Raw genomic sequence first — 22,918 nt, 5'->3', positions numbered from 1 at the left:
CAAAGCCCCGCTGCCATCGAGCCGGGGCTTTTGCTTTTTGGAAACCGAATGAGTGCACAACTCCGCTCCCGCGCCCTCCAGGAGGGGCGGGTCAAGGCCCTGCGCCGCCAGAAACAACCCATGACGCTGGTGCTCGAAGCCAGCCCCGGTGCGCGCGACCCCGTGGCGCGCGCTCTGGGCCAACGTGGCATGCGTGGCGCAGGTCAGCACATCCAAAGTCGCGGCGCTCAACGCCGCGCCGATCGCATGGCGCTGCAAGCGCTGGTGCGCCGAAAGGATTGGGATGAATGACACCCCCACCTTGCGCGACAGGCTCGCGCAAAGAAACCAGCAACTGCAAGAGGTCGCTGCCCAGCTCAAGACCGAGCTGTTCGGCATCGACGCGGTGATCGACCGCGTGATCGATTCGGTGCGCGCGTGGTACGTGCTGCCCGAGCTCGTCACGCGGCCCGTGATCGTCTGCCTTTGGGGCCTGACGGGCACAGGCAAGACACAACTCGTGCGTCGACTGGCGCAGTTGCTCGGCTTCTATGACCGCTTCGTCGAAGTGCAGATGGACGGCTTCTCCAACGGCGCAAGCTGGCGAGGCTCGCAAAGCATCTCCGGCATGCTGGCGCAATCCGGTGTGCGCGAGGGCGAACCCGGGATCCTGGTGCTCGATGAGTTCCAACGCTTTCGCACCATCGACAACAAGCGGGCAGACGTGCGCGTCGAGCGCTATCAGGATGTCTGGGCCCTGCTCTCCGATGGCCGGCTGCCGCCTGCCCTCTCCCTGTTGGGCGACATCGAGTCCTCCATCGCGGAGGCCGCCTACGATGCCGAGCGCGCCGATGCCGACGACACCAAGCGGCGCTTCAAGCTCAACAGCTGGGAAGCACAGGAGCTGCGGCGCAACCTCAAACTCGATGAGTCGCTCATGGAGATCATGGCTTGGACACCTGATCAAATCCAGGAGCGCCTGCGCGCCTTCCGCGAAACGGGGCAGCAACGCTGGGAGACCGATCACAGCCAGTTGCTCATCTTCGTCTGCGGCAACCTCGACGAAATGTACGAGGGCATCGCCACCAGCGTGGACGACTGCGACAGCGATGCAGACACCTTCCATGGCTTGACCACCAAGCTGAGCGTGATCGACGTCAAGCAAGCGCTCAACCAACGCTTCAAGCCCGAGCAGGTTGCACGCCTGGGCAACGAGCATGTGATCTACCCCTCGCTCAGCCGCCAAGCCTACGAGCAACTGATCCAGCAAGTCTGCAGCCGTTACGCGCGTGAAACGGCGACGCGCTGCGGTCTGCATTGCCATGTGGACACCAGCGTGCACGAGCAGATCTACGCCAACGCGGTCTTTCCCGCTCAGGGCACGAGGCCGCTGTTTTCTTCGCTGCACGCCATCCTGGGCACCGGCCTGGCGAAAGCCTCGCTGTGGGCGCTGGAGCTGGGCGCCACCGCCGGCGACACCGTTGGCCTCACGGCCGACAGCCGAAACCTGATTGCGCATTGGCACGGTCGGTCTCAGGCCATTGCGAGCCCTTTCGAGATCAACCGCCTGCGCCAGCGCAACAACCCGGACTTTCGCGCCCTGCTGGCCGTTCATGAGGCAGGCCATGGCCTGGTTCACGCTTTGCTCTTTGGCCGCGCCCCGCAGGAAATCAAGATCCATGTGGCCAGCTTCGAAGGCGGCTACAACGCCTACATGTCCCGCAAGGTCTGGTCACGCCAGAACCTGCTCGACTCGGTCTGCACCAGCCTGGCTGGCAGGGCGGCAGAACTGCTGGTGTTTGGCGCTGACTCGAGTTCCAGCGGCGCAGAGAGCGATCTGCGCAAGGCCACCGAAACAGCGGCCCGCCTGGTCCGCCACCTGGGGCACGGCGATCGCATCGGTCGCGTCGATGTGTCCGTCAACAGCGAGGACAACCTCTGCACGGATGTGGACGCGAGCAATGCGCCAATCGAAGCGTTGCTGCAATCCGAGCACGCGCGGGCGACCCGGATGCTTGACGGGCATCGAGGTGCCTTGCTGGCCTTGGTGGACGAGCTGATGGCACATGGGCAGGTCACGCCTGCGCGATTCGCCCAGGTCGTGGGCCTGCCTCTGAGGGCGGCAGAGGACGCCCTGGACCCCTATGCGGCGAAACTGGCCGCATTTCGGCAGACGAGGCTCGAGCAGCTGAGTGCGTGAGCCTGTGACGCCACGGTGACTTCAACAAACAAAGTCCGTCGAGAACTGCATTGGTAAGTGCTTGATTTCATTCAGGGGTCACAACGTCCGAAAGTCCGTCGGATTCAGGCAGGCCAACGCCTCACGTCGCGCCCTGCCCAAGAAAGTCCGTCGAAGCTCTGTCACATCGGGTGGGCACAAGCAGTCCTTGGAGGATGAATGGGCCTTGCTCGACTCCCCCATGCATCTTCCAATTCTTGCCGTGTCATCAAGGCCATCAAGAATTGATGCCCCGCGTGACCAGCGAGAGTTCCCGTCTGAACTCTTTTCGCAGCCGGTACACCTGAGCTGGCCGATGCGCGCCTCCAGACTCCATTTCTCCCTCGATGGGCTCCAGGATCCCCATCTCATCCATCTTCCGCCGAAAGCTGACCTTGTTGATCGGCTCGCCCAGAACAGCCTCGTAAACGGACTGCAAGCGCGGCAGGGTTACATGCTCTCCACAAAGATAGACCGGCAATGACGAATACTGGCTCTTGGATCGAACCCGGGAAACCGCCAGTTCAACGATGCTTTTGTGATCGAACGGCAGCTTGGGCAACCGGCTGACAGGTGCCAAAGCCAGGCCGTCATGGTCCACCTCCAGCACCTCAGCTGGAACCAGGGCGTAGTAGATGATCGACACCGACCATCCCCGAGGATCACGGTCCGCCCCTGAATACGTCGCCAGTTGCTCCAGGTAGGGGCTGACGATCCCCGTCTTGTCCTTCAGCACCCTGGCTGCGGCATCCCACGCGGTTTTGTCTTCCTGAGAGTGGATGTAGCCACCAGGCAGCGCCGGCATTCCCGCGAACGGTTCGTTCTTGCGCTTGAGCAGGACCACATGCAGTGCATCATCCTTGAGTGTCAACAACACCACGTCAACGGTGCAGATCACCGGTGGGAAGTCCGATTCAGTGGGAGTCTTTGCCATGGCTGTGCCCGCTCGCTTGTCTTTGTTCAATTCAGCAACGAAGTAGCTTACCAAGTCGGTGCCCTCTAAGCGGGTCTGCCCGACAAATTTTCACACCATGTTAGTTGCACCGTTAATCTAAGTGATGTACAGTGCATTCACTGACACAAGTGGAGGCCCAAATGAAGCAACAGATTCAACTGCTGATCATCGACCCGCAGAACGATTTCTGCGATCTGCCAGAGAGCTGGCAGGGCTCTGATCCACTGACCGGGCACCGTGTCAGGCCAGCTTTGCCCGTTACCGGCGCACACGCTGACATGCAAAGGCTGGCCGGCTTGATCCGATCTGGAAAAAGCGGCATCTCGAACATTATCGTGACGCTCGACTCTCACCACAGGGTTGATGTGGCACACCCCCCGTTTTGGGTGCAAGCGGACGGCTCAACCGTCAGCCCTTTCACCACGATCTCGGCCCAACAGGTTCGCGATGGCGTGTTCCGTCCCCGAGATGCCGCTGCGCTTCCCCGCGTCCTGAGCTATCTCGATGAACTGGAGGCCCAGGCGCGCTACACGCTGATGGTCTGGCCGATCCACTGCGAGATCGGAACCTGGGGGCACAACGTTCACGCCGATGTGCAAGCCGCGTGCAACACATGGGAAGAAGAGCGCCTGAGCACGGTCCAGCAAGTCTACAAAGGCGCCAACCCCTGGACAGAGCACTACAGCGCCATGCAAGCAGAGGTTCCCGATGCAGAAGATCCTGACACCTTGCTGAACAAGAAGCTGATTGCGCAATTGGACCAAGCCGACATGCTCTTGATTGCTGGCGAGGCAAGCAGCCACTGCGTGAAGGCCACCACCGAGCACATCGTGGACAACCTGCCCAGCAAACAGTTGAGCAAGATCGTTCTGGTTACCGACTGCATGAGCCCGGTGGGTGGCTTCGAACAGCAGGCCGATGGCTTCCTGTCTGCCATGCGTGCAAGGGGCGTGCAACTGGTGACCAGCCAGGATGTTCTGCCCCGTTTGCTGGCCAACGCCTGACACCGCAACCAGAACCCAATCAGGGGGGCCGATCCATTCGGCCTCCCATCAGAAAGCTCACCATGAACGCTGTCATCACCAGCCTCCTTGAGACCGATCTCTACAAGTTCACCATGTGGCAGGCCATGCTGCACAGGCACCCTGAAACACAGGCCGAGTACACCTTCGTTTGCCGCAACGAGAGCGCTTTTCCTCTGGCCGAGCTGGCCAATGAGGTCAACCGCGAACTCGACCACCTTTGCGCCCTGAGCTTCAAAAGCGAAGAGCTCGCTTACCTGCGCGGCCTGCGCTACATGAAGTCGGACTTCGTCGATTTCCTGCGCATCTTCCGCTTCCAGCGCGACTTCATTGAAGTCACGGCGAACGGTCACAAACTCGAGATCGTGGCCCGAGGCCCGCAAGTCCATGTCATGGGTTTCGAGATCTATGTGCTGGCAATCGTCAACGAGTTGTACTTCCGTCGCTTCGATGCCGCCACGGCGCAAGCTGAAGGACGCCGCCGACTGGCCGACAAGATCGCTCTGCTCAAGCAATTCGGCTCAGAGCCAGCACGCGCCAATCCTTTCGAGTTCTTTGACTTTGGTGTTCGTCGACGCTTCAGCGGCACCTGGCAGCGCGAGGTGGTCACCACACTCAAGGAAAGCGTACCGGAATACTTCAAGGGCACATCCAACGTGCTGCTGGCCAAGGATCTGGGCCTGGTCGCCATCGGCACCATGGCGCACGAGTACCTGCAGACCTATCAGGCCCTGGGCGTGCGACTGCGTGACTTCCAGAAAGCCGCCCTGGAAGATTGGGTGCAGGAATACCGTGGTGACCTGGGCGTGGCTTTGACCGATGTCGTGGGCATGGATGCATTCCTGGCGGACTTCGACCTTTACTTCGCCAAGCTCTTTGATGGCCTGCGTCACGACTCAGGGGATCCCATCGAGTGGGGAGAAAAGGCCCTGGCTCACTATGCCAAGCTGCGCATTGATCCGCGCTCCAAGCGCCTGGTGTTCTCTGATGGCCTGGATGTACCCACGGCCTTGTCCATCTACCGCCACTTCGCTGACCGCGTTCAGTTGGGCTTCGGCATCGGCACCAACCTCAGCAACGATGTGGGCATCAAGCCGCTGAACATCGTGATGAAGCTGACCGAAGCCAATGGCCAGTCCGTGGCCAAGCTCTCCGACACACCGGGCAAGACCTTGTGCCAGAACGAAACCTTCCTGGCCTATCTGCGCCAAGTCTTTCAGGTCAAGGAGGCATGATGCTGAAGATCACTGCCGCCCAGTTGAACTACATGGTCGGTGACATCGAGGGCAACGTGGCCAGAATGGTTCAGGCGGCTCAACAAGCCTGGGCAGATGGCTCCGAGATCATCGTGTTTTCGGAGTTGTCTCTCACTGGCTACTACCCTGGTGACCTGCTGGATGACTCCGCCTTCCTGGAGCGCGTGGCAAAGGGCCTGGACTCGCTGCGCCAGGCATCAAGGCAGTTGCGTCAATTGGTCTGGGTCGTCGGCGCACCGATTGCACACGAAGGCCCAGGCAAGCGACTCAGCAACGCGCTGCTCGCCATCAGGGGTGGCGAAGTGCTGCTGACCTACGCCAAACAACTGCTCCCTACCTACAACATCTTTGACGAGCGCCGCCATTTTGAGCCAGGGCCAGATGTGGCACCTGTTCTGCGGGTTGGCGATGCACGCATCGGCTTCATGGTGTGTGAAGACGGCTGGAACGATGCGGGCCAAGACTACGAGGTCAACCCCTTCCAGCGCATGCGCGATGCCGCCCCGGATTTGATCGTCTCGATCAACGCCAGCCCGTCCGACATTGGCAAGCGCGACTTGCGCCAGCGCGTCTTTGCCGAGGCCAGCAAGCGCCATGGCCTGCCCTTGTTGTACGTGAACCAGGTCGGCGGCCAAGACCAGATCGTGTTCGATGGTGCTTCGTTCGCCGTCGAGCCGCAAGCCGGCGTCGTGTATGAGGCGCAGCGCTTCACGGAAGACATCACCACCTTGTGTTTCGACAACGGTCGCTTTCTGACCTTGCAAGGGCAACTGCCTGCCAAGGTATCGGCCGATGGCTTGCCCACCATGGCGTTCTACAAGGCGCAGATCATCCTGGGCCTGCGCGACTACGCTCGCCGTTGTGGCTTCAAGCAAGCGGTGGTGGGCTCGTCCGGTGGCATCGACAGTGCACTCACGCTGGCGCTGGCGGTTGAAGCGCTCGGCGCCAGCAATGTGGCGGGTGTGACCATGCCTTCGCGCTACTCATCTTCGGGGTCAGTCGATGATTCCGTCACCTTGTGCCGCAACCTCGGCATCGAGTTGTTCACCTATCCGATCGCGGAGACCGTGCAAACCTACAGCGCCCAGTTCGACAAGACCTATGCGCAGCCCCTGCAAGGTCTCGCCCTGGAAAACCTGCAGGCTCGCATCCGGGGCACCGTGCTGATGGCGCACTCCAACACCTTTGGCCACCTCTTGCTGACCACCGGCAACAAGTCCGAGATCGCCGTGGGCTACTGCACGCTGTACGGCGACACCAACGGCGGCCTGGGCCTCATTGGCGATCTCTACAAAACGGAAGTGTTTGCTCTGTCTCGCTACGTCAATGAAGCGGCTGGCAAGGAGCGCATCCCGATGGCCATCATCGACAAGGAGCCTTCAGCAGAGCTGGCCCCCGATCAGAAGGACACCGATAGCCTGCCGCCTTATCCAGTGTTGGATGAGATCCTCAAGTACGTGGTTGAGGGCGAACGGCTATCCCGCCATGAATACGAGCAAGCAAAAGCTTTCGTCGAGTCACTGAAGCTCCAAACTGAAGGCGCAGCCCTGATTGAGCGCGTACGCCAGATGGTCGCGCGCAATGAATACAAGCGCAGGCAAGCACCGCCCATCATTCGGGTGAGATCACGTGCCTTCGGCTCTGGCCGCCAGATGCCCATCGCGGCCAAACACCTTTGAACGGACCTATCGCCATGCCAACTGATGTCAAGCCTGAACTGGCAGTCCTGATCGGCCGCTTCCAGCCCTTCCACAATGGCCACGCGGCCCTGCTTCAACAGGCCTTGGACGCCGCGCCACGCGTGGTGGTGGTCATCGGTTCGGCGTTTCAGGCACGCACGCCCAAGAACCCGTTCACATGGCAAGAGCGTGCCGACATGATTCGCCAGTCTCTATCGGCTGCTGATCAGGAACGCACCACCTTTCTGCCGATTCGGGATTACTACGATGAAGAGAAGTGGCTGCAAGCAGTGCGCCGTGGCGTGGCGTCTCATTCAGGTCAATCCTCAAGCATCTGCCTGGTTGGGCATTTCAAAGACGCCACCAGCGAATACCTCGCGCACTTCGACGGTTGGCAACTGATTTCGGCCGATGGAAGCGGCTCAGTTGACGCAACCCACATTCGGGATGCCTATCTGGGGGGTGCAACCGAAGCGTTGGCCGCGAATCTGGCTGCGCTGAGCGAATCAGTTCCCCCAATCACGCTGGAGTTCCTGCGTACTTGGGCAAGGACGCCCTTCTACCCATCACTGTGCCAAGAGTGGCGCATGCTGAAGAAGTACAGGGAAGCTTGGTCGGCAGCACCTTACCCACCGGTCTTTGTGACCGTTGATGCGGTCGTGCGTTGCGCCAACAAGGTTCTTCTCATCAAGCGGGGCCAGCCACCTGGCGTCGGGTTGCATGCCGTACCCGGCGGCTTCATCGAGCAAAGAGAGACGGCCTATCAATCTGCGATTCGGGAGTTGCGAGAAGAATCACAACTGGACCTGGCTCCTGCCACCTTCAAGGCGGCACTCAGGGGAAGCGCCGTCTTTGATCATCCAGACAGAAGCCAGCGAGGGCGCACCATCACGCACGCGTTTTACTTCGATCTCGGTGAAGGGCCGCCACCGAAAGTGCGCGCCGATGATGATGCGCAGTCGGCCGAGTGGGTAGACGTTGCCCAGATCCCGAAGATGGAAGACCAGTTTCACGACGACCACTTCCACATGCTTGATCATTTCTTGGGTATCACAAGCGGCTTAGCGTCCGCTTGAGACTTGGTCTAGTAGAAGTGCACCAAGCGTTGTGCTCGGCTTCTTCCTTACCAATTTAGGAGCTTACGGGCGTGTACACCGCCTCGAAGGGTGTCCGCAACTTGCCATCACTGCTCAACGCCAACGGTCGTTGCTCGGCCACAAAGGAGGTCATGTCGATCACCTCCAAGAGTTCCTGGTCTGCAAATGCCTCCAGCGTCTTGCCGCGCAAGCCAAGTTGAACCGCACGGCGCGCCAGCTTGCCACCTTGTGGGTCGTGATCGGGATCCAGCCTTTTGCGGTCCGAGGCGACTATTTGCTTACCGCTCGAACCTCGGCAATCTTTGGTGCCGAAAGCAAAATGCCAGCACCTCGCAATGAGGTGCTGGCTTCATTGTTTACGACTTTGGAAACGGTGCCCGCAACACCGTTCTCCTAGGTGAGTTGTTTACGACTTTATTTGCGCGTTTACGACTTTAATTGCCAGAAACAACACCACTGCCCTAAAAAAGCCGCCTCACTCCACCGTCACACTCTTGGCCAGGTTGCGCGGCTTGTCCACGTCCGTGCCCTTCGCGCACGCCGTGTGATACGCCAGCAACTGCAGCGGCACCACGTGCAGGATGGGGCTCAGCGCGCCATAGTGCTCCGGCATGCGGATCACGTGGATGCCCGGCTCGGCCTGGATCTGCGTGTCGCCGTCGGCGCACACGTACAGCTCGCCACCGCGCGCCTTGACCTCCTGCATGTTGCTCTTGAGCTTTTCGAGCAGCACGTCGTTGGGGGCCACGACCACCACAGGCATCTCGGCCGTCACCAGCGCCAGCGGGCCGTGTTTGAGCTCGCCAGCCGGGTAGGCCTCTGCGTGGATGTAGCTGATCTCTTTGAGCTTCAAGGCGCCTTCCAGGCCGATGGGGTAGTGCAGCCCACGGCCCAGGAACAGGGCGTTGTCCTTGCGCGCGAAGGCATCGGCCCAGGCCACGACCTGCGGCTCCAGCGCCAGCACGGCCTGCAGCGCGGCCGGCAGGTGGCGCATGGCCTTGAGGTGCTCGGCTTCCGCCTCGGGGCTCAGGTGCCCGCGCAGCTTGGCCAGCGTCAGCGTCAGCAGGAACAGGCCCGCCAGCTGCGTGGTGAAGGCCTTGGTCGAGGCCACCCCGATCTCCACGCCGGCGCGCGTCACATACGCGAGCTTGCACTCGCGCACCATGGCGCTCGTGCTCACGTTGCAGATGGTCAGCGTCTGCTCCATGCCCAGGCCACGCGCGTGCTTGAGCGCAGCGATGGTGTCGGCCGTCTCGCCAGACTGGCTGATGGTGACGATGAGCGTGCGCGGATCGGGCACGCTGTCGCGGTAGCGGTACTCGCTGGCGATCTCGACGCTGGTCGGGATCTTGGCGATGGATTCGAGCCAGTACTTGGCGGTGGAGCCCGAGTAGTAGCTGGTGCCGCAAGCCAGGATCAGCACGCGGTCGATCTGACCAAACACGGCCTCGGCCTGCTCGCCGAACAGCGTGGGCGTGATCGCCTCGACACCTTCGAGCGTGTCCGCGATGGCGCGCGGCTGCTCGAAGATTTCCTTTTGCATGTAGTGGCGATAGGGGCCCAACTCGACCGCGCCGCTGTGGGCGGTGACGGTGCGCACCGGGCGCTCGGTCGGGTCCACGCGCACGTGTTCGGCGGCGCCAGGCGCGATGTGCTCGATCCAGTGGCGACCGGGCTGCAGGTCAACCACGTCGCCTTCTTCCAGGTAGACGATCTGGTCGGTGACACCCGCCAGCGCCATGGCGTCGGACGCCAGGAAGCGCTCGGTGGCGTCGGCGCCGCCCACGCCCATCACCAGGGGCGAGCCCTGGCGCGCGCCGACGATGCGCTGCGGCTCGTCGCGATGGAAGACGGCGATGGCGTAGGCCCCATGCAGGCGCCGGGTGGCGGCCTTGACCGCGGCCAGCAGGTCGCCGTCGTAGAGCTGGTCGACCAGGTGGCAGATGACCTCGGTGTCGGTCTGGCTCAGGAAGACGTAGCCCTTGGCCTGCAGCTCGCGACGCAGCTCTTCGTGGTTCTCGATGATGCCGTTGTGCACCAAGGCCACGCGGCCCGGCTTGGCGGTGGCGGCGTCGGCGCCCGGGCCGTGCGAGAAGTGCGGGTGGGCGTTGTGCACCGCCGGCGCGCCGTGCGTGGCCCAACGGGTGTGCGCGATGCCCAGGTTGCTGTGGATGCCGTCAGAGTCAGCCTGCGCCTGCAACTCGGCCACGCGCTGGGTGGAGCGGCTGCGGCGCAGCGCGCCGTCTTGCAACACGGCCACGCCGCAGGAGTCGTAGCCGCGGTACTCCAGGCGCTTGAGGCCTTCGACCAGGACCGGGGTGATGTTGCGTGCGCCGATGGCGCCAACGATGCCGCACATGAGGGGGGACTCCCGCTGTTGGTGGTGGTGATGCAGCGCGGATGCTAGGGCAATCAATGCGGAATGTTCTTCCAAATTTCGATTGAAATTGAACGAATCATCGCAGCGTGACAAAATTACGGGATAAACATCAACCATTCCTCTGCAAATGAAAGATTCCACCATGCCTGGCGATGCATCCCCTCAACTGGATGCCCACGACTGGCGGATCTTGTCGTTGTTGCAGGCCGACGCCAGCCTGACCAACCAGGCGCTGGCCGAAGCCGTGAACCTGTCCCCTGCCACCTGTCACCGCCGCGTGCAACGGCTGACCCAAGCCGGCGTGATCGAAAAACGCGTGGCCATCCTGTCGCCCACCAAACTGGCCGCCTGGACGGGCTGGGGCCTGAGCGCCCTGGTGGAAGTGAGCCTGGACGTGCAGACCCACGAGGCGCTGGATGCTTTCGAGGCCCGCGCGGTGGACGAGCCCAGCGTGCAGCAATGCTGGCGGGTCTCGCCCGGACCGGACTTCGTGCTGGTGATCCAGGTCGCCGACATGCCCGCCTACCAGGACGTGGCGCGACGCCTGCTCAACGAGGACGCACGGGTGCGCAATGTGCGCGCCTTTTTCGGCGTGAAACGGGCGAAATTCGGCACCGCCGTGCCCTTGCCGGCCGCGCCAGGCGCTGCAGCGAGCAACACCTCCAGCCGTTGACGATCAGTCTGCGGCCTTGGGGGCGGCCACGCGCTCGGCGGCCGGTCGGGCGCTGAGCAACAAGGACTCGGACCTCAGCTCGATGCTGGGCCCGTCCAGTGGATGCATGCTGGGGAAGACGCTTGCCAACGGGCGCGCCACCGCGCCACTCAGCGGGTCGATCGCCACGTTGCTTTGCTCACCGATCTGCTTGACGACAGCAGCGTCCATCGCAGGAGCAGAGGCCCCCGAGCGCGTGAAGTACCACGCGAAGCCCAGCACGATCAACAGCAAGGCGATGAAGGTGCCCAGCATGACCTGGTTGGGCTCAGGTGCGAACGCCGACTCCTGGGCCATCAGGCCAGGGACGGCGGCATCCGGCGCAGCAGGGGCCATCGCACCGCCCTCACCGGGCGCCGCGTCGTCATCGTCGCCTCCAACCGGCTTTTGCCACCCTTGGCCGGGCGCCAGGCTGGCGTCGTAGTCACGGCGCAGCATCGGATCGATCAGGGTTTCGTACGCCGCGTTCAACCCCATCATCTCTTCCTGGGCGGCATCGGCCGCAGCGCCAGGCGCCGGCGGGTGTGCCTGCAGGCGGTTGGCCAGCGCTCGGTAAGCAGCCCGGATGACCTCGGGCGGGGCATCCTGGGTGACCTTCAGTCGTTCGTAGTGATTCACGGCGTGCGGCTCGGGACCGGTTCGATGGATGCCGAATGTTAACGGCAGGCGTCCCACCAACTGAAGGGGCAATGACCCGGCCCTGCCCCTCAGGGAATCAAGGGCGTTGTTTTTGTGGCCGCTGCCAGCCCGGCAGCGACACCTGTTTGGCCCGCGCCACGGTCAGCGAGCCCGCAGGCGCGTCCTTGCTGATGGTGCTGCCGCCGCCGATCGTGGCGCCCGCGCCCAGGGTCACGGGTGCGATCAGCACGCAGTTCGAGCCCACGTGCACGTCGGCCTCGATGACGGTGCGGTGCTTGTTGGCGCCGTCGTAGTTGGCGGTGATGGCGCCGGCGCCATAGTTCACTCGCTCGCCCACGGTGGCGTCGCCCAGGTAGGCCAGGTGGTTGGCCTTGGCGCCCTTGGCCATCGTGCTGTTCTTGACCTCGACGAAGTTGCCGATGTGCACCTCGGGGCCCAGTTGGGCGCCAGGGCGCAGGCGGGCGAAGGGCCCGATCAGCGAGCCTGCGCCCACGGTGGCGCCGTCCTTGTCGCCATCGATGTGAGTGAACGGGTGGATGACCGCGCCGGCTTCGATGCGCGCATTGCGGATGAAGCAGTTGGCGCCGATCTGCACCTCGTCGCCGAGCGTGACGCTGCCCTCGAAGACGCAGTTGACGTCGATGTCGACGTCGCGGCCTGCCTGCAGGCTGCCGCGCAGGTCGAAACGCGCCGGGTCGGCCAGGCGCACGCCCTGCTCCATCAGGCGCTCAGCCTGGGCACGCTGATGACGGCGCTCGAGCTCGGCCAGCTGCGCCGGGCTGTTGACACCCAGCACCTCGACCTCGTCCTGGGGCTGGGCTGCCACCACGCTCACGCCCTCGGCCTGGGCCATGGCCACGACGTCGGTCAGGTAGTACTCGCCTTGGGCGTTGTTGTTGGTCAGGCCAGCCAGCCAGCGCTTGAGGTGCGCGGTGGGCGCGGCCATCATGCCGGTGTAGACCTCGCGGATGGCGCGCTGTTCAGGCGAAGCGTCCTTGTGCTCGACGATGGCCAGCACGCGCTCGCCCGAGGCGTCACGCACGATGCGGCCGTAGCCGATGGGGTCGGCGAGCTCGATGGTCAGCAGGGCCAGCTTGCCGCCAGCACAGGCATCGACCAGTGCCTGCGCGGTGCTGGCCCGGATCAGCGGCGTGTCGCCATTGAGGATGAGGGTGATGCCTTCGTCGGGCAGCACGGGCACGGCCTGCTGCACGGCGTGGCCGGTGCCCAGTTGCGGCTCCTGGCGCACGAAGCTCAGCGGGGCCTGCGGGAAGGCTGCGCTCATCGCCGGCTCGACCAGCTCGGCGCCATGGCCCGTGATGACGATCTGCTGCGCCGCTTGCAGGGTGGCCGTGGTGCCGATGACATGAGCCAACATGGGCCGGCCGGCCAGTTTGTGCAGCACCTTCGGGCGCGCAGACTTCATGCGGGTGCCTTTGCCCGCGGCCATGATGACGATGGAAAGCGACATGGGGGTCCTGCTTGAATGGATGAGGCTGAAGGGGGATGGGTGCTGCGCCAGCGCGGGGTCAGCGGCGGGCATCCGGCAGCGGCACGGTCACGACGCGCCGGCCCCTGGGTGGTTGCGGAAAGCCGTCTAGCGCGGCTTCGAAGACGTAAGGCAGCACCGACTCGTCGAGTGCCCCCACCCGATCGTGGGCGGCCTGGGTTTCGTACAACACCCGACCGTCGCGGCGGTCGCGGATGAGCAGGCGCAACTCCAGCGTGACCCAGGGCGGCTCCAGCGCCAGCGAGAAGCTCAGGCTCGATCCACCGCTGCCCCACCAGCCGCCCACGCCTGGGCGCCAAAAATGGGGGTGCGCGGGACCGAGGTGGCCAGGGTGCATGCCATAAGGAGCCAACAGCGGGTCGTAGCGGGTGCGGGGTTCGGTGCGCACGCTGGCGTCGATCTGCACCGTGTAGTCGGCCAGTTCAGGCTGCTCGACGCGGTGAAAGCCCCGCTTGAGCAAGGCTGGCTCGGCGGCGGACTCCAGTCGGGACTGATCGGCGGCCTGCACCGCTTGCGAGGGCAGGCGCTCGAAGGCGTAAGCGCCAGGCTTGCTCGCCTCAGGCCAGGGGCCGTAGGCAGACACCTGGCTGACCACGTGGGTGGCGGCGCAACCAGTCAGCAAAGCGAGCAGGCTCAACAGGGCCAGCAGCCCAAGGCGGCCCAGGTGATGGAGACCCAACATGGCACCAGGCAGTTGAGCGCGACCGCCGTGCACCTCAGTCCGCCTTGCGCAGCTTGAGGCTGGCCAGCGAGATGCTGGCTTCGCCGGGCAGGCCGTTGCCTGCGGGTTTGTCGCCACAAGACTCGTCTTCGTCCTCGTCGAAGGCGATGTCGCCGCCCTTGACCGGCGCGCCGGTGGCCTTGATGGTGGTGAAGGGGTAGAGGTTCTTGTCCATCATGTGCGAGGGCACGATGTTGGCCAGCGCGGTGAACATGTTGTCGACGCGGCCGGGGAACTTCTCGTCCCACTCGTTGATCATCTCGCGCATCTGCTGGCGCTGCAGGCCTTCCTGGCTGCCGCACAGGTTGCACGGGATGATGGGGAACTCGCGGTGCTCGGCGTATTTGGCGAGGTCCTTCTCGCGGCAGTAGGCCAGCGGGCGGATGACCACGTGTTCGCCGTTGTCGGTCACCAGCTTCGGCGGCATGCCCTTGAGCTTGGAGCCGAAAAACATGTTCATGAACATGGTCTGCAGGATGTCGTCGCGGTGGTGGCCCAGGGCGATCTTGGTGCAGCCCAGTTCGGTGGCCACGCGGTAGAGGATGCCGCGACGCAGGCGCGAGCACAGCGAGCAAGTGGTCTTGCCTTCGGGCACCACGCGCTTGACCACGCTGTAGGTGTCCTGCTCTTCGATTCGGAAGGGCACGCCCACTTTGGTGAGGTACTCGGGCAGCACGTGCTCTGGAAAGCCGGGCTGCTTCTGGTCAAGGTTGACGGCGACGATCTCGAAGTTGATGGGCGCGCGCTTTTGCAGGTTCATCAGGATGTCGAGCAAGGAGTAGCTGTCCTTGCCACCGGACATGCACACCATGACTTTGTCGCCGTCTTCGATCATGTTGAAGTCGGTGATGGCCTCGCCCACCTCGCGGTGCAGGCGCTTGCTGAGCTTGTTCATCTCGAAGGCGTGGCGCTTGGCGGCCTTGTCGGCTGCGGCCTCGGCTTGCGATTGCTCGGCGCGCTCGGCGGCGGCCACGGTGGCTTCGGCCACGGGCAGGCCCGCAGCGGCCTCGACCGCCAGGGCGGCGTGGGCAAAGAGCTGGGCGTCCGTGGCGCGGCGGGTGTCGTCACCCGCGGTGACATCGCGGGCATCGCTGAAGAAGGACGGCAGGGCGGAAGAAGCGGCTTGACTCATAACCTTCCATTTTCGCCGATGCGACCGGGTTTGTCTTGCGTTCGTGTCCCGCGCACCCGGGCTTGGGTGGGGCCAGGGTGAAAAACGACCGCCGAGGGGGGCCTGAGACCTGTCCGGCCAGCTGTTGACATGCTCGGTTGTGCTTCAGCCGCCCGTCAACCTTCTGCGGAACTCCCCAGGCGACTGGCCGCTCCAGCGCTTGAAGGCGTGCTGGAAGGCGCTCTGGTCGGCAAACCCCAATCGGGCCGCCACGGTGGCCAATGGCAACCCCAGGTTGCCCAGGTGGTGCTCGGCCATGCGGTGCCTGACGCGATCGAGCACTTCGCGAAAGCTCAGGCCTTGTGCTTCAAGGCGGGCCTGCAGGGTGCGCGGCGCCAGGTTCACCGTCTCGGCCGTTTGCTGCAGCGTGACACGGCCCTGCGTCAGGCCTTGCGCCAGCACCCATTCCAGGTGCGTGAGGAAGCCGAGCTCTTCGCCCAACAGGCGCGAGAGTTCGCTGTCTGCCTGCAGGCGCAGCGAGGCGTGCACTTCGCGGTTGCGCTGAGCCACCGGCAGCATCAACAAGCGAGCCTCGCCATGCATCTGGTGCAGCGGCTGGTCGAACAGCACCTCACCCCCGAAGGCCTGCCGCAAGGCCTCGACCAGTTCAGCCGAGGCTGGACGCGGAAAGGCAAAGCGCACGTCGGCCACCAGGTCCGGTCGCTCGGACAGCCAGCGCGCATGGTGCGCCCACAGCGACATCGACAGCAGCACCAACTCCATCGGCGGCTGCTCGACCAGCGGCCGCCAGGTCAGGCTGAAGCGATCGCCCTCGACGTGGAATTCAGCCGCATTGAAGTTGTCGTGCAGGCGCTCGTAGCGCTGCAAAATCAGCGCCGCCTCGGCCAGCGACTCGCACGACATCAGCAAGAATCCCAGCATGCCCAGGTGGCGGCCGCGGATGTGCCCCGCCAGCTTGACCACGAAGGATGCGTCGCCCGAGGCCTCGGTGGCACGGCGCAGCAGCGTCAGCCATTCGTCGAGCGTCAGGCGGATCTGGCCGCCTGGCTGGCGCACGCGGGCCACCCAGTCGGGGCCGAACACGGGCACCGGATCGATGCCGCGCGATTCGAGGTTCTCGAGCACGGCCAGCCCGTAGCCCGGGCTGACCAGCGGCGTCACCACTGACCGGTCTCCATGCGGATGGCGACCTCGCAGTCGTCGAAGATCTCCAGCTTGGCGATCTTCACGCGCACGCCCAGCACGCCAGGCATGTCCATCAGGCGGTTGCACAGCTTGCCGATCATGGTCTCGAGCAGGTTCACGTGCACCGCGTTGCACTCCTCGATGATGGCCTGGCGCACCTTGCGGTAGTCCAGCACGTTGAGGATCTCGTCGTCGTGCGGCAGCAAGGGCTGGCTGCCCATGTTGAGCTCGGCGTCCACCATGATGGGTTGCGGCGAATCGATTTCGTGGTCGAGCACGCCCAGGCTGGCTGTGAAGCGCAGGCCGGTGAGGGTGAGGGTCTGGTTGCCTTTGGTCAGGGACATGTCCGGTCTTTCGCGTCTCGTCACATCATCGAAAAATCGCGCTCGAAGCGCTGCAGGTGCTGGCCCCCGTCGACCAGCAGCGTGGTACCGGTCATCGAGCGATTGGCCAGCGCGAAGGCCACGGTGGCGGCCACGTCTTCGGGCGTGGACGAGCGCCCCAGCGGCGAGAGCTGGTGCAACTGCTCGAACTTCTCGCCTTGGAGCCACTCGCTGGTCAGCGTCAGGCCCGGGGCCACGCCGACCACGCGCACGGTGGGAGCCAGGGCCAGGGTCAGCAGTTGCGTGGCCGATTCCAGCGCCGCCTTCGAGAGCGTGTAGCTCAGGAAATCGGGATTGGGGTTCCACAGCTTCTGGTCAAGCAGGTTGACCACGGCGCCTTCGCACTGCCTCGACCGCACATGCGCCGCCAGCGCCTGAGCCAGCACGATGGCCGGCGCGGTGTTGGCGCGCAGGTGCTTTTCCAGCATGGCGTAGGTGAAGGAGTCGGCGCGGTCGTACTCGAAGGTCGAGGCGCTGTTGACCACGGCGTCGAGCTGCCCGAGGGCCGAGGTGATGCGCGGCACCAGCTCGCGGGTGGCCTGCTCGTCGGACAGGTCGGCGGTGAACACCTCGGCGCGACGGCCCATGGCGCGGATCTCGTCCACGGTGGCCACGGCCTCGACGCGCGAGATGCGGCAGTGCACGGCCACGTCCCAGCCCTGGCGGGCCAGGGTCAGGGCGATCTCGCGGCCAAGGCGGCGGGCCGCCCCCGTGACGAGCACAACGCGGCCTGTCTGGGCGGCATGGGCGGGCGAATCGGGGGATGAGGTCATGGCAAGGCGCGTTGGAACGGCAGATACGGCTGAAACGGTGGGTGCGCGAGGGTGGAGGGCGCGGTGTCCGACAGCAGAACACGGCCGCCGCCTTCCTACAATCAGGGCATGAACCGCCCCACGTCCAGCCCCGACGCTCGCCGACAGGCGCCCAGTGTAGTGGCCGCCCCCCTGCCCGCGTCCCCCCTGCTGCACCTGATCAGAGACGAAATCCGGACGCAAGGCGGTTGGATGGGCTTTGACCGTTTCATGGAGCTGGCGCTCTACGCGCCGGGCCTGGGCTACTACAGTGGTGGCCGGCGCGTGCTGGGCCACCGCCCTCAGGACGGCAGTGACTTCGTGACCGCCCCCGAGCTCACGCCCCTGTTCGGCGAGGTGCTGGCGCGCCAGCTGGCGCAGGCGCTGAAAGAGACCGGCACCCGCGAAATCTGGGAGTTCGGCGCCGGCACAGGGGCCCTGGCCGAGCAACTGCTGGGCGAGCTCGGCGACCAGATCGACCGCTACGTCATCGTCGACCTGTCTGGCGCGCTGCGCGAGCGCCAGCACCAGCGCTTGCTCAAGGCACACCCCGAACTGGTCAACAAAGTCATCTGGGCCGACAGCCTGCCCGACGAGTTGAGCGGCGTGGTCATCGGCAACGAGGTGCTCGATGCCATGCCTGTGCAACTGCTGAGCTGGGACGGCCAGCGCTGGCTGGAGCGCGGCGTGTCGCTGGCCGAGTTGCCCCCCACCCAAGACGTGCTCGGCACCCCAAGCGCCCCGACGCAGCCCACCCTGTGCTGGGCCGACCGCCCAGCCCCGGAAGGCGTGCGCCCCCCCACCGAACACCCCGATGCCGCCTACGCCCCCGGCACCGTCACCGAGACCCACGGCCAGGCCGAAGCCTTCGTGACCACCCTGGCCCAACGCATGACCCAAGGCGCGGCCTTTTTCCTGGACTACGGCTTCCCCGAGCGCGAGTACTACCTGCCCGACCGACGTGGCGGCACCCTGATGTGCCACCACGCGCACACCGCCGACCCGGATCCGCTGGCCATGGTCGGCGACAAGGACATCACCACGCACGTGAACTTCACCGGCATCGCGCTGGCGGGTCAGGAGACGGGTTGGGAGGTGCTGGGCTACACCAGCCAGGGGCGCTTTTTGACCAACTGCGGCCTGGGCGAAGCCATGGCGCGCTGCGGCCAGGCGTCGACAGCGGCCGAGGTCAAGGCCCGTGCCGCCCTGCAGATGCTGGTGGCCGAGCACGAAATGGGCGAGCTCTTCAAGGTCATCGGCTTCGTCAAAGGCCCGTGGTTCGACGCCATCGGCTTTCAGCACGGCGATCGCACGCACACGCTTTGAACCCATCTGAGCTCGCTGCGCCCCGGGGCTGGCGCAATGGCGTTTTTCAATCGGCGGGATAGGCGGACGGGGTGTGCACATTTGCTGCATCGCAGCGATAATCCAGCCCCATGCTGCAACAACGCACCCTCAAGTCCCTGACCCGCGCCGTCGGCGTCGGCCTGCACAGCGGCCAGCGCGTCGAATTGACGCTGCGCCCCGCAGCGCCCGACACCGGCATCGTCTTTCGGCGGGTGGACCTGGCCCAGCCGGTGGACATCCCCGTCAAGGCCGAGTCGGTGTGCGACTGCCGCATGGCCACCACCATCTCGCCCGGCGGTGACCCTGGCGCGCCCAAGGTCAACACCATCGAGCACCTGATGTCGGCCTGCGCCGGACTGGGCCTGGACAACGTCTACATCGACATCACCGCCGAAGAGGTGCCCATCCTCGACGGCTCATCGGCTGCTTTCGTGTACCTGCTGCAAAGCGCCGGCATCGAACTGCAGAAGGCGCCCAAGAAGTTCGTGCGCGTGCTCAAGCCCGTCGAGGTGCGCGAAGGCGAAGGCCGCAACCTGAAATGGGCTCGCCTGGAGCCTTATCACGGCTACAAGCTCGCTTTCGAGATCGACTTCGACCACCCCGCCGTCGACCAGACCGGCCAGCGCGTCGAGTTCGACTTCAGCTCCGGCAAGTACAAGCAGGACATCGCCCGCGCCCGCACCTTCGGCTTCACCAAGGACGTCGAGATGATGCGCTCGCGCGGCCTGGGCCTGGGCGCCTCGATGGACAACGCCATCGTGGTCGATCGCTACCGCGTGCTCAACAGCGATGGCCTTCGCTACGACGACGAGTTCGTCAAGCACAAGATCCTCGACGCGATCGGCGACCTGTACGTGGTTGGGCACCCCCTGCTGGCCTCGTACACGGCCTTCCGCTCGGGCCACGCGCTCAACAACCAGTTGCTGCGCGCCCTGCTCGAGCAGCCCGACGCCTACGAGATCACCAGCTTCGCCGACGAGAAGCAGGCACCCCGCGGCATGGCCGAACTGGCCCCGGCCTGGTAAGGCCGGCCATGGTGCTCTTTCGTTTCCTGGCGGTGGCCTTGGCCCTGGGCTTTTTGCTCAACATGGCCGTCTTCACCGTCACCAAACAGGTCGTCTGGCGACAGCGCGCCATGCTGTGCCTGAAATGGGGCGTGGTGCTCGGCCTGTGCTTCTTCGGTTTGATCATCCTCAGGCGCGCAGCGGTTTTCATCTGAACGGCCGATGCCGGTGAGGCGCACTGGGTGTGAACGCGGGGTATCCCCCCTGTTCATGGGGGGATTCGTGACACTAGCATGTCCACAAATCCAAATAAAAACCGCTTTTACCCTGCGAGCGCGCCCCATGACCTACGCAGACCTGCACCAACGGTCCTTGCACGATCGCGACGCCTACTGGCGTGAACAGGCCCAGCGAATCGACTGGCACCGCCCCTTCCACAAGGTTTGCGACACCTGCCACCCACCTTTTGCGAGGTGGTTCGTCGGAGGGCAACTCAACCTGTGCCACAACGCCGTCGACCGGCACGTGCCACACCGCCCCGACCAGCCCGCGCTGATCGCCATTTCCAGCGAAACCAACACCGAGCGCACGCTGAGCTACGGCCAGCTCTACGTCGAGGTGCAGCGCATGGCCGCCGTGCTGCGCCAGCAAGGCGTGGGCAAAGGCGACCGCGTGCTCATCTACATGCCCATGATCGCGGAAGCGGTCATCGCGATGCTGGCGACGGTGCGCCTGGGCGCCATCCATTCGGTGGTGTTCGGCGGTTTCGCGGCCCACTCCCTGGCCAGTCGCATCGAAGACGCCACCCCGAAGGTCATCGTCTCGGCCGATGCAGGCTCGCGTGGCGGCAAGGTCATCCCCTACAAGCCTTTGCTCGATGAGGCCCTGCACCTGAGCCGGCACAAGGCCGACAAGGTGGTGATGGTGCTCCGCGGCCTGGCCCCGGCCGGCATGGTCAAGGACCGCGACATCGACTACCGGGCTGCGCGGCTGGAGGTCATGGACGAGGTCGTGCCCTGCACCTGGGTCGACGCCAACCACCCCAGCTACACGCTCTACACCTCGGGCACCACAGGCAAGCCCAAAGGCGTGCAGCGTGACACCGGCGGCCACGCCGTGGCCCTGGCTGCGTCCATGGACCAGCTGTTTTGCGGCAAGCCCGGCGAGACCTTCTTCTGCACCAGCGACATCGGTTGGGTGGTCGGCCACAGCTACATCGTCTACGGCCCGCTGCTGGCCGGCATGAGCACCATCGTCTACGAGGGCCTGCCCATCCGCCCGGACGCTGCCATCTGGTGGAAGCTGGTCGAGCAGCACCAGGTCAGCGTCATGTTCTCGGCGCCCACGGCCGTGCGCGTGCTCAAGAAGCAGGACCCGGACTGCCTCAAGCGCCACGACCTGTCCAGCCTCAAGCACCTGTTCCTGGCCGGAGAGCCGCTGGACGAGCCCACGGCGAAGTGGATCAGCGACGCCATCGGCAAGCCCATCATCGACAACTACTGGCAGACCGAAACGGGCTGGCCCATCCTGAGCGTGCCGCGCGGCATCGACCCGTCGCTGCAGACGCGCTTCGGCTCACCTGGTTTCGCCATGCCCGGCTACGACGTGCGCCTGCTTGACGACCAAACGGGCGAGGTGCTCACCCAGCCCGACCAGAAGGGCGTGCTCACACTCGGCTACCCCTTGCCGCCCGGCTGTCTGCAGACCGTGTGGGGCGACGACCAGCGCTTCGTCAAAACCTACTGGAGCAGCTTCGCCAACCAGCAGGTCTACAACACCTTCGACTGGGGCATCCGAGACGCCGACGGCTACCACTTCATCCTCGGGCGCACCGACGACGTCATCAACGTGGCCGGGCACCGCCTGGGCACACGCGAGATCGAAGAGGCCGTCAGCGCTCACCCGGCCGTCGCCGAGGTGGCGGTGGTGGGCGTGGCCGATGAGCTCAAGGGCCAGGTGGCACGTGCCTTCGTGGTCTGCCGAGACCAGGCCCGGGTGGCCGACGAGGCTGGCCGCCAAACCCTGGAAGCCGAGGTCATGCAGACGGTCGATCAGCAGATCGGCGCCGTGGGCCGGCCCGCGCGCGTGCACTTCGTGAACGTGCTGCCCAAGACCCGCTCGGGCAAGCTGCTGCGCCGTGCCATCCAGGCCGTGTGCGAGGGCCGCGCCACGGGCGACCTCACCACCATCGAGGACCCGGCCGCCATCCAGGCCCTGCTCGAAGCCGTCCAGCGCTGACCCCCTGGTTCACGTGGAGTCAGCCATCTGACCCCTTCTTGAAACACTTGTTGCGTTTTACAGTCCCGCCTGTTTCGCGAACAAGATTCGAAAAGGGAGTTCCAGATGAGCCGTCACCCGACGCGCTGGCTGCTTGGCGGCCTGTTGACCGTGTCCGCATTGTTGTACGCATGCGGCGGTGGCGGTGACGACAGCGAACGAAGCAATGTGCTCACCGTGGACCAGGGCACTGCCCGGGTGCCAGCCGGCAACTATGCCTTGGACATGAGCGACGCGGCGGCCGCTCCCGCGCGCATCGCCACGGCGGGCCAGCTGATCGAGGGCCTCACCCCGGAGCACGCCGATTTCGATTTCTTTGTCTTGTTCCGCGTGGACGACCCCAGCAAATTCGCCGTCTTCTTCTACCCGGGCATGGACTCCGCCGGCACGACGACCTACGGCTGCCACAGCGCCAACTGGGCCTTGAGCGACCTGCAGGCGATCGACGCGGCCCCCGAAATCGACCTCGACCTGGGGGCCATGGGTGGCGCCGTGCCAGTCTGTCCGTCGAACGTCGAGATCGACGCCAACGCGCACCGCATCCGCATCCGCCAGCTGGCGCTGCAGCGCGTCTCGGCGCCTGCCGAGAGCATCGTCATCAGCACCACGCTGCAGTACAAACTGCCCTGAG

22 protein-coding genes are annotated in these 22,918 nt (G+C 64.7%); 13 read left to right on the top strand and 9 right to left on the bottom strand.

What is annotated here, in order from left to right:
* Window positions 1-48: 48 nt before the first annotated feature.
* Window positions 49-291: a hypothetical protein gene (locus tag ABG80_RS15300; protein WP_058088479.1), complete on the top strand. Its 243-nt coding sequence runs from the start codon at window positions 49-51 to the stop codon at window positions 289-291.
* Window positions 284-2,179 carry an AAA family ATPase gene (locus tag ABG80_RS15295; protein WP_058088478.1) on the top strand — a complete coding sequence of 632 codons (1,896 nt, stop codon included), beginning with the start codon at window positions 284-286 and terminating at the stop codon, window positions 2,177-2,179. The genes ABG80_RS15300 and ABG80_RS15295 overlap by 8 nt, the downstream gene beginning before the upstream one ends.
* A 256-nt stretch (window positions 2,180-2,435) precedes the next feature.
* Here ABG80_RS15295 and ABG80_RS15290 read toward each other — a convergent pair whose 3' ends face one another.
* On the bottom strand, window positions 2,436-3,131 hold the full coding sequence (locus ABG80_RS15290; protein ID WP_058088477.1) for an NUDIX hydrolase: 696 nt from the start codon (window positions 3,129-3,131) through the stop codon (window positions 2,436-2,438).
* Window positions 3,132-3,292: 161 nt separating this feature from the next.
* Between ABG80_RS15290 and ABG80_RS15285 the strand changes: the two genes are divergently transcribed.
* The 5 genes from ABG80_RS15285 to ABG80_RS24125 all read left to right on the top strand — a co-directional run bounded on the left by ABG80_RS15285 (window position 3,293) and on the right by ABG80_RS24125 (window position 8,603).
* The gene (locus ABG80_RS15285) at window positions 3,293-4,156 is read left to right on the top strand and encodes a cysteine hydrolase family protein (RefSeq protein ID WP_058088476.1); all 864 of its coding nucleotides are present in this window, start codon (window positions 3,293-3,295) and stop codon (window positions 4,154-4,156) included.
* Between the two features lie 62 nt (window positions 4,157-4,218).
* On the top strand, window positions 4,219-5,409 hold the full coding sequence (gene pncB, locus ABG80_RS15280) for a nicotinate phosphoribosyltransferase (protein WP_058088475.1): 1,191 nt from the start codon (window positions 4,219-4,221) through the stop codon (window positions 5,407-5,409).
* The gene (locus ABG80_RS15275; protein ID WP_058088654.1) at window positions 5,409-7,109 is read left to right on the top strand and encodes an NAD+ synthase; all 1,701 of its coding nucleotides are present in this window, start codon (window positions 5,409-5,411) and stop codon (window positions 7,107-7,109) included. The genes pncB and ABG80_RS15275 overlap by 1 nt, the downstream gene beginning before the upstream one ends.
* Before the next feature lie 14 nt (window positions 7,110-7,123).
* On the top strand, window positions 7,124-8,185 hold the full coding sequence (locus ABG80_RS15270) for a bifunctional nicotinamide-nucleotide adenylyltransferase/Nudix hydroxylase (RefSeq protein ID WP_058088474.1): 1,062 nt from the start codon (window positions 7,124-7,126) through the stop codon (window positions 8,183-8,185).
* 31 nt (window positions 8,186-8,216) lie between these two features.
* Complete coding sequence (locus tag ABG80_RS24125; protein WP_456059903.1) at window positions 8,217-8,603, top strand: hypothetical protein; 387 nt, start codon at window positions 8,217-8,219, stop codon at window positions 8,601-8,603.
* Between the two features lie 78 nt (window positions 8,604-8,681).
* On the opposite strand, the gene glmS is transcribed toward ABG80_RS24125, so the two are convergent.
* Window positions 8,682-10,565, bottom strand: coding sequence for a glutamine--fructose-6-phosphate transaminase (isomerizing) (glmS, locus tag ABG80_RS15265; protein ID WP_058088473.1), 1,884 nt, complete (start codon window positions 10,563-10,565; stop codon window positions 8,682-8,684).
* Window positions 10,566-10,713: 148 nt separating this feature from the next.
* On the opposite strand from glmS, the gene ABG80_RS15260 reads away from it, so the two are divergent.
* A complete protein-coding gene (locus ABG80_RS15260; protein ID WP_235513880.1) occupies window positions 10,714-11,259 on the top strand; it encodes an Lrp/AsnC family transcriptional regulator in 546 nt (181 codons plus the stop codon).
* 3 nt (window positions 11,260-11,262) lie between these two features.
* On the opposite strand, the gene ABG80_RS15255 is transcribed toward ABG80_RS15260, so the two are convergent.
* From ABG80_RS15255 to ABG80_RS15225, 7 genes are all read right to left on the bottom strand, one after another.
* Window positions 11,263-11,916, bottom strand: coding sequence for a J domain-containing protein (locus tag ABG80_RS15255; protein ID WP_058088472.1), 654 nt, complete (start codon window positions 11,914-11,916; stop codon window positions 11,263-11,265).
* A 97-nt stretch (window positions 11,917-12,013) separates the two neighbouring features.
* Window positions 12,014-13,408 (bottom strand): bifunctional UDP-N-acetylglucosamine diphosphorylase/glucosamine-1-phosphate N-acetyltransferase GlmU, encoded by a 1,395-nt coding sequence (gene glmU / locus ABG80_RS15250; protein ID WP_058088471.1) that lies wholly within the window; start codon window positions 13,406-13,408, stop codon window positions 12,014-12,016.
* 58 nt (window positions 13,409-13,466) lie between these two features.
* On the bottom strand, window positions 13,467-14,129 hold the full coding sequence (locus ABG80_RS15245) for a DUF4136 domain-containing protein (RefSeq protein WP_152987645.1): 663 nt from the start codon (window positions 14,127-14,129) through the stop codon (window positions 13,467-13,469).
* A 34-nt stretch (window positions 14,130-14,163) separates the two neighbouring features.
* Window positions 14,164-15,300: a tRNA 2-thiocytidine(32) synthetase TtcA gene (gene ttcA, locus ABG80_RS15240; RefSeq protein WP_083506146.1), complete on the bottom strand. Its 1,137-nt coding sequence runs from the start codon at window positions 15,298-15,300 to the stop codon at window positions 14,164-14,166.
* Between the two features lie 144 nt (window positions 15,301-15,444).
* On the bottom strand, window positions 15,445-16,461 hold the full coding sequence (locus tag ABG80_RS15235; RefSeq protein WP_160322562.1) for an AraC family transcriptional regulator: 1,017 nt from the start codon (window positions 16,459-16,461) through the stop codon (window positions 15,445-15,447).
* Entirely contained in the window at window positions 16,458-16,829 is a 372-nt protein-coding gene (locus ABG80_RS15230) for a dihydroneopterin aldolase (RefSeq protein ID WP_058088468.1), read from the bottom strand. The genes ABG80_RS15235 and ABG80_RS15230 overlap by 4 nt, the downstream gene beginning before the upstream one ends.
* A 20-nt stretch (window positions 16,830-16,849) precedes the next feature.
* Window positions 16,850-17,641, bottom strand: coding sequence for an SDR family oxidoreductase (locus tag ABG80_RS15225; RefSeq protein ID WP_058088467.1), 792 nt, complete (start codon window positions 17,639-17,641; stop codon window positions 16,850-16,852).
* A gap of 108 nt (window positions 17,642-17,749) precedes the next feature.
* Here ABG80_RS15225 and ABG80_RS15220 point away from each other — a divergent pair, with 108 nt between their 5' ends.
* From ABG80_RS15220 to ABG80_RS15200, 5 genes are all read left to right on the top strand, one after another.
* Window positions 17,750-18,985, top strand: coding sequence for a class I SAM-dependent methyltransferase (locus ABG80_RS15220; RefSeq protein WP_058088466.1), 1,236 nt, complete (start codon window positions 17,750-17,752; stop codon window positions 18,983-18,985).
* 110 nt (window positions 18,986-19,095) lie between these two features.
* Window positions 19,096-20,031: a UDP-3-O-acyl-N-acetylglucosamine deacetylase gene (gene lpxC / locus ABG80_RS15215; protein WP_058088465.1), complete on the top strand. Its 936-nt coding sequence runs from the start codon at window positions 19,096-19,098 to the stop codon at window positions 20,029-20,031.
* A gap of 8 nt (window positions 20,032-20,039) precedes the next feature.
* Window positions 20,040-20,225 carry a hypothetical protein gene (locus tag ABG80_RS15210; RefSeq protein WP_058088464.1) on the top strand — a complete coding sequence of 62 codons (186 nt, stop codon included), beginning with the start codon at window positions 20,040-20,042 and terminating at the stop codon, window positions 20,223-20,225.
* A 127-nt stretch (window positions 20,226-20,352) separates the two neighbouring features.
* Complete coding sequence (locus tag ABG80_RS15205; RefSeq protein ID WP_058088463.1) at window positions 20,353-22,248, top strand: propionate--CoA ligase; 1,896 nt, start codon at window positions 20,353-20,355, stop codon at window positions 22,246-22,248.
* A 105-nt stretch (window positions 22,249-22,353) separates the two neighbouring features.
* The gene (locus ABG80_RS15200; RefSeq protein WP_058088462.1) at window positions 22,354-22,917 is read left to right on the top strand and encodes a hypothetical protein; all 564 of its coding nucleotides are present in this window, start codon (window positions 22,354-22,356) and stop codon (window positions 22,915-22,917) included.
* Window position 22,918 lies beyond the last annotated feature (1 nt).

The organism is Aquabacterium parvum, from assembly GCF_001447195.1.
Lineage (GTDB): Bacteria > Pseudomonadota > Gammaproteobacteria > Burkholderiales > Burkholderiaceae_C > Aquabacterium > Aquabacterium parvum.
This window is presented reverse-complemented; position numbering and strand designations above follow the sequence as displayed.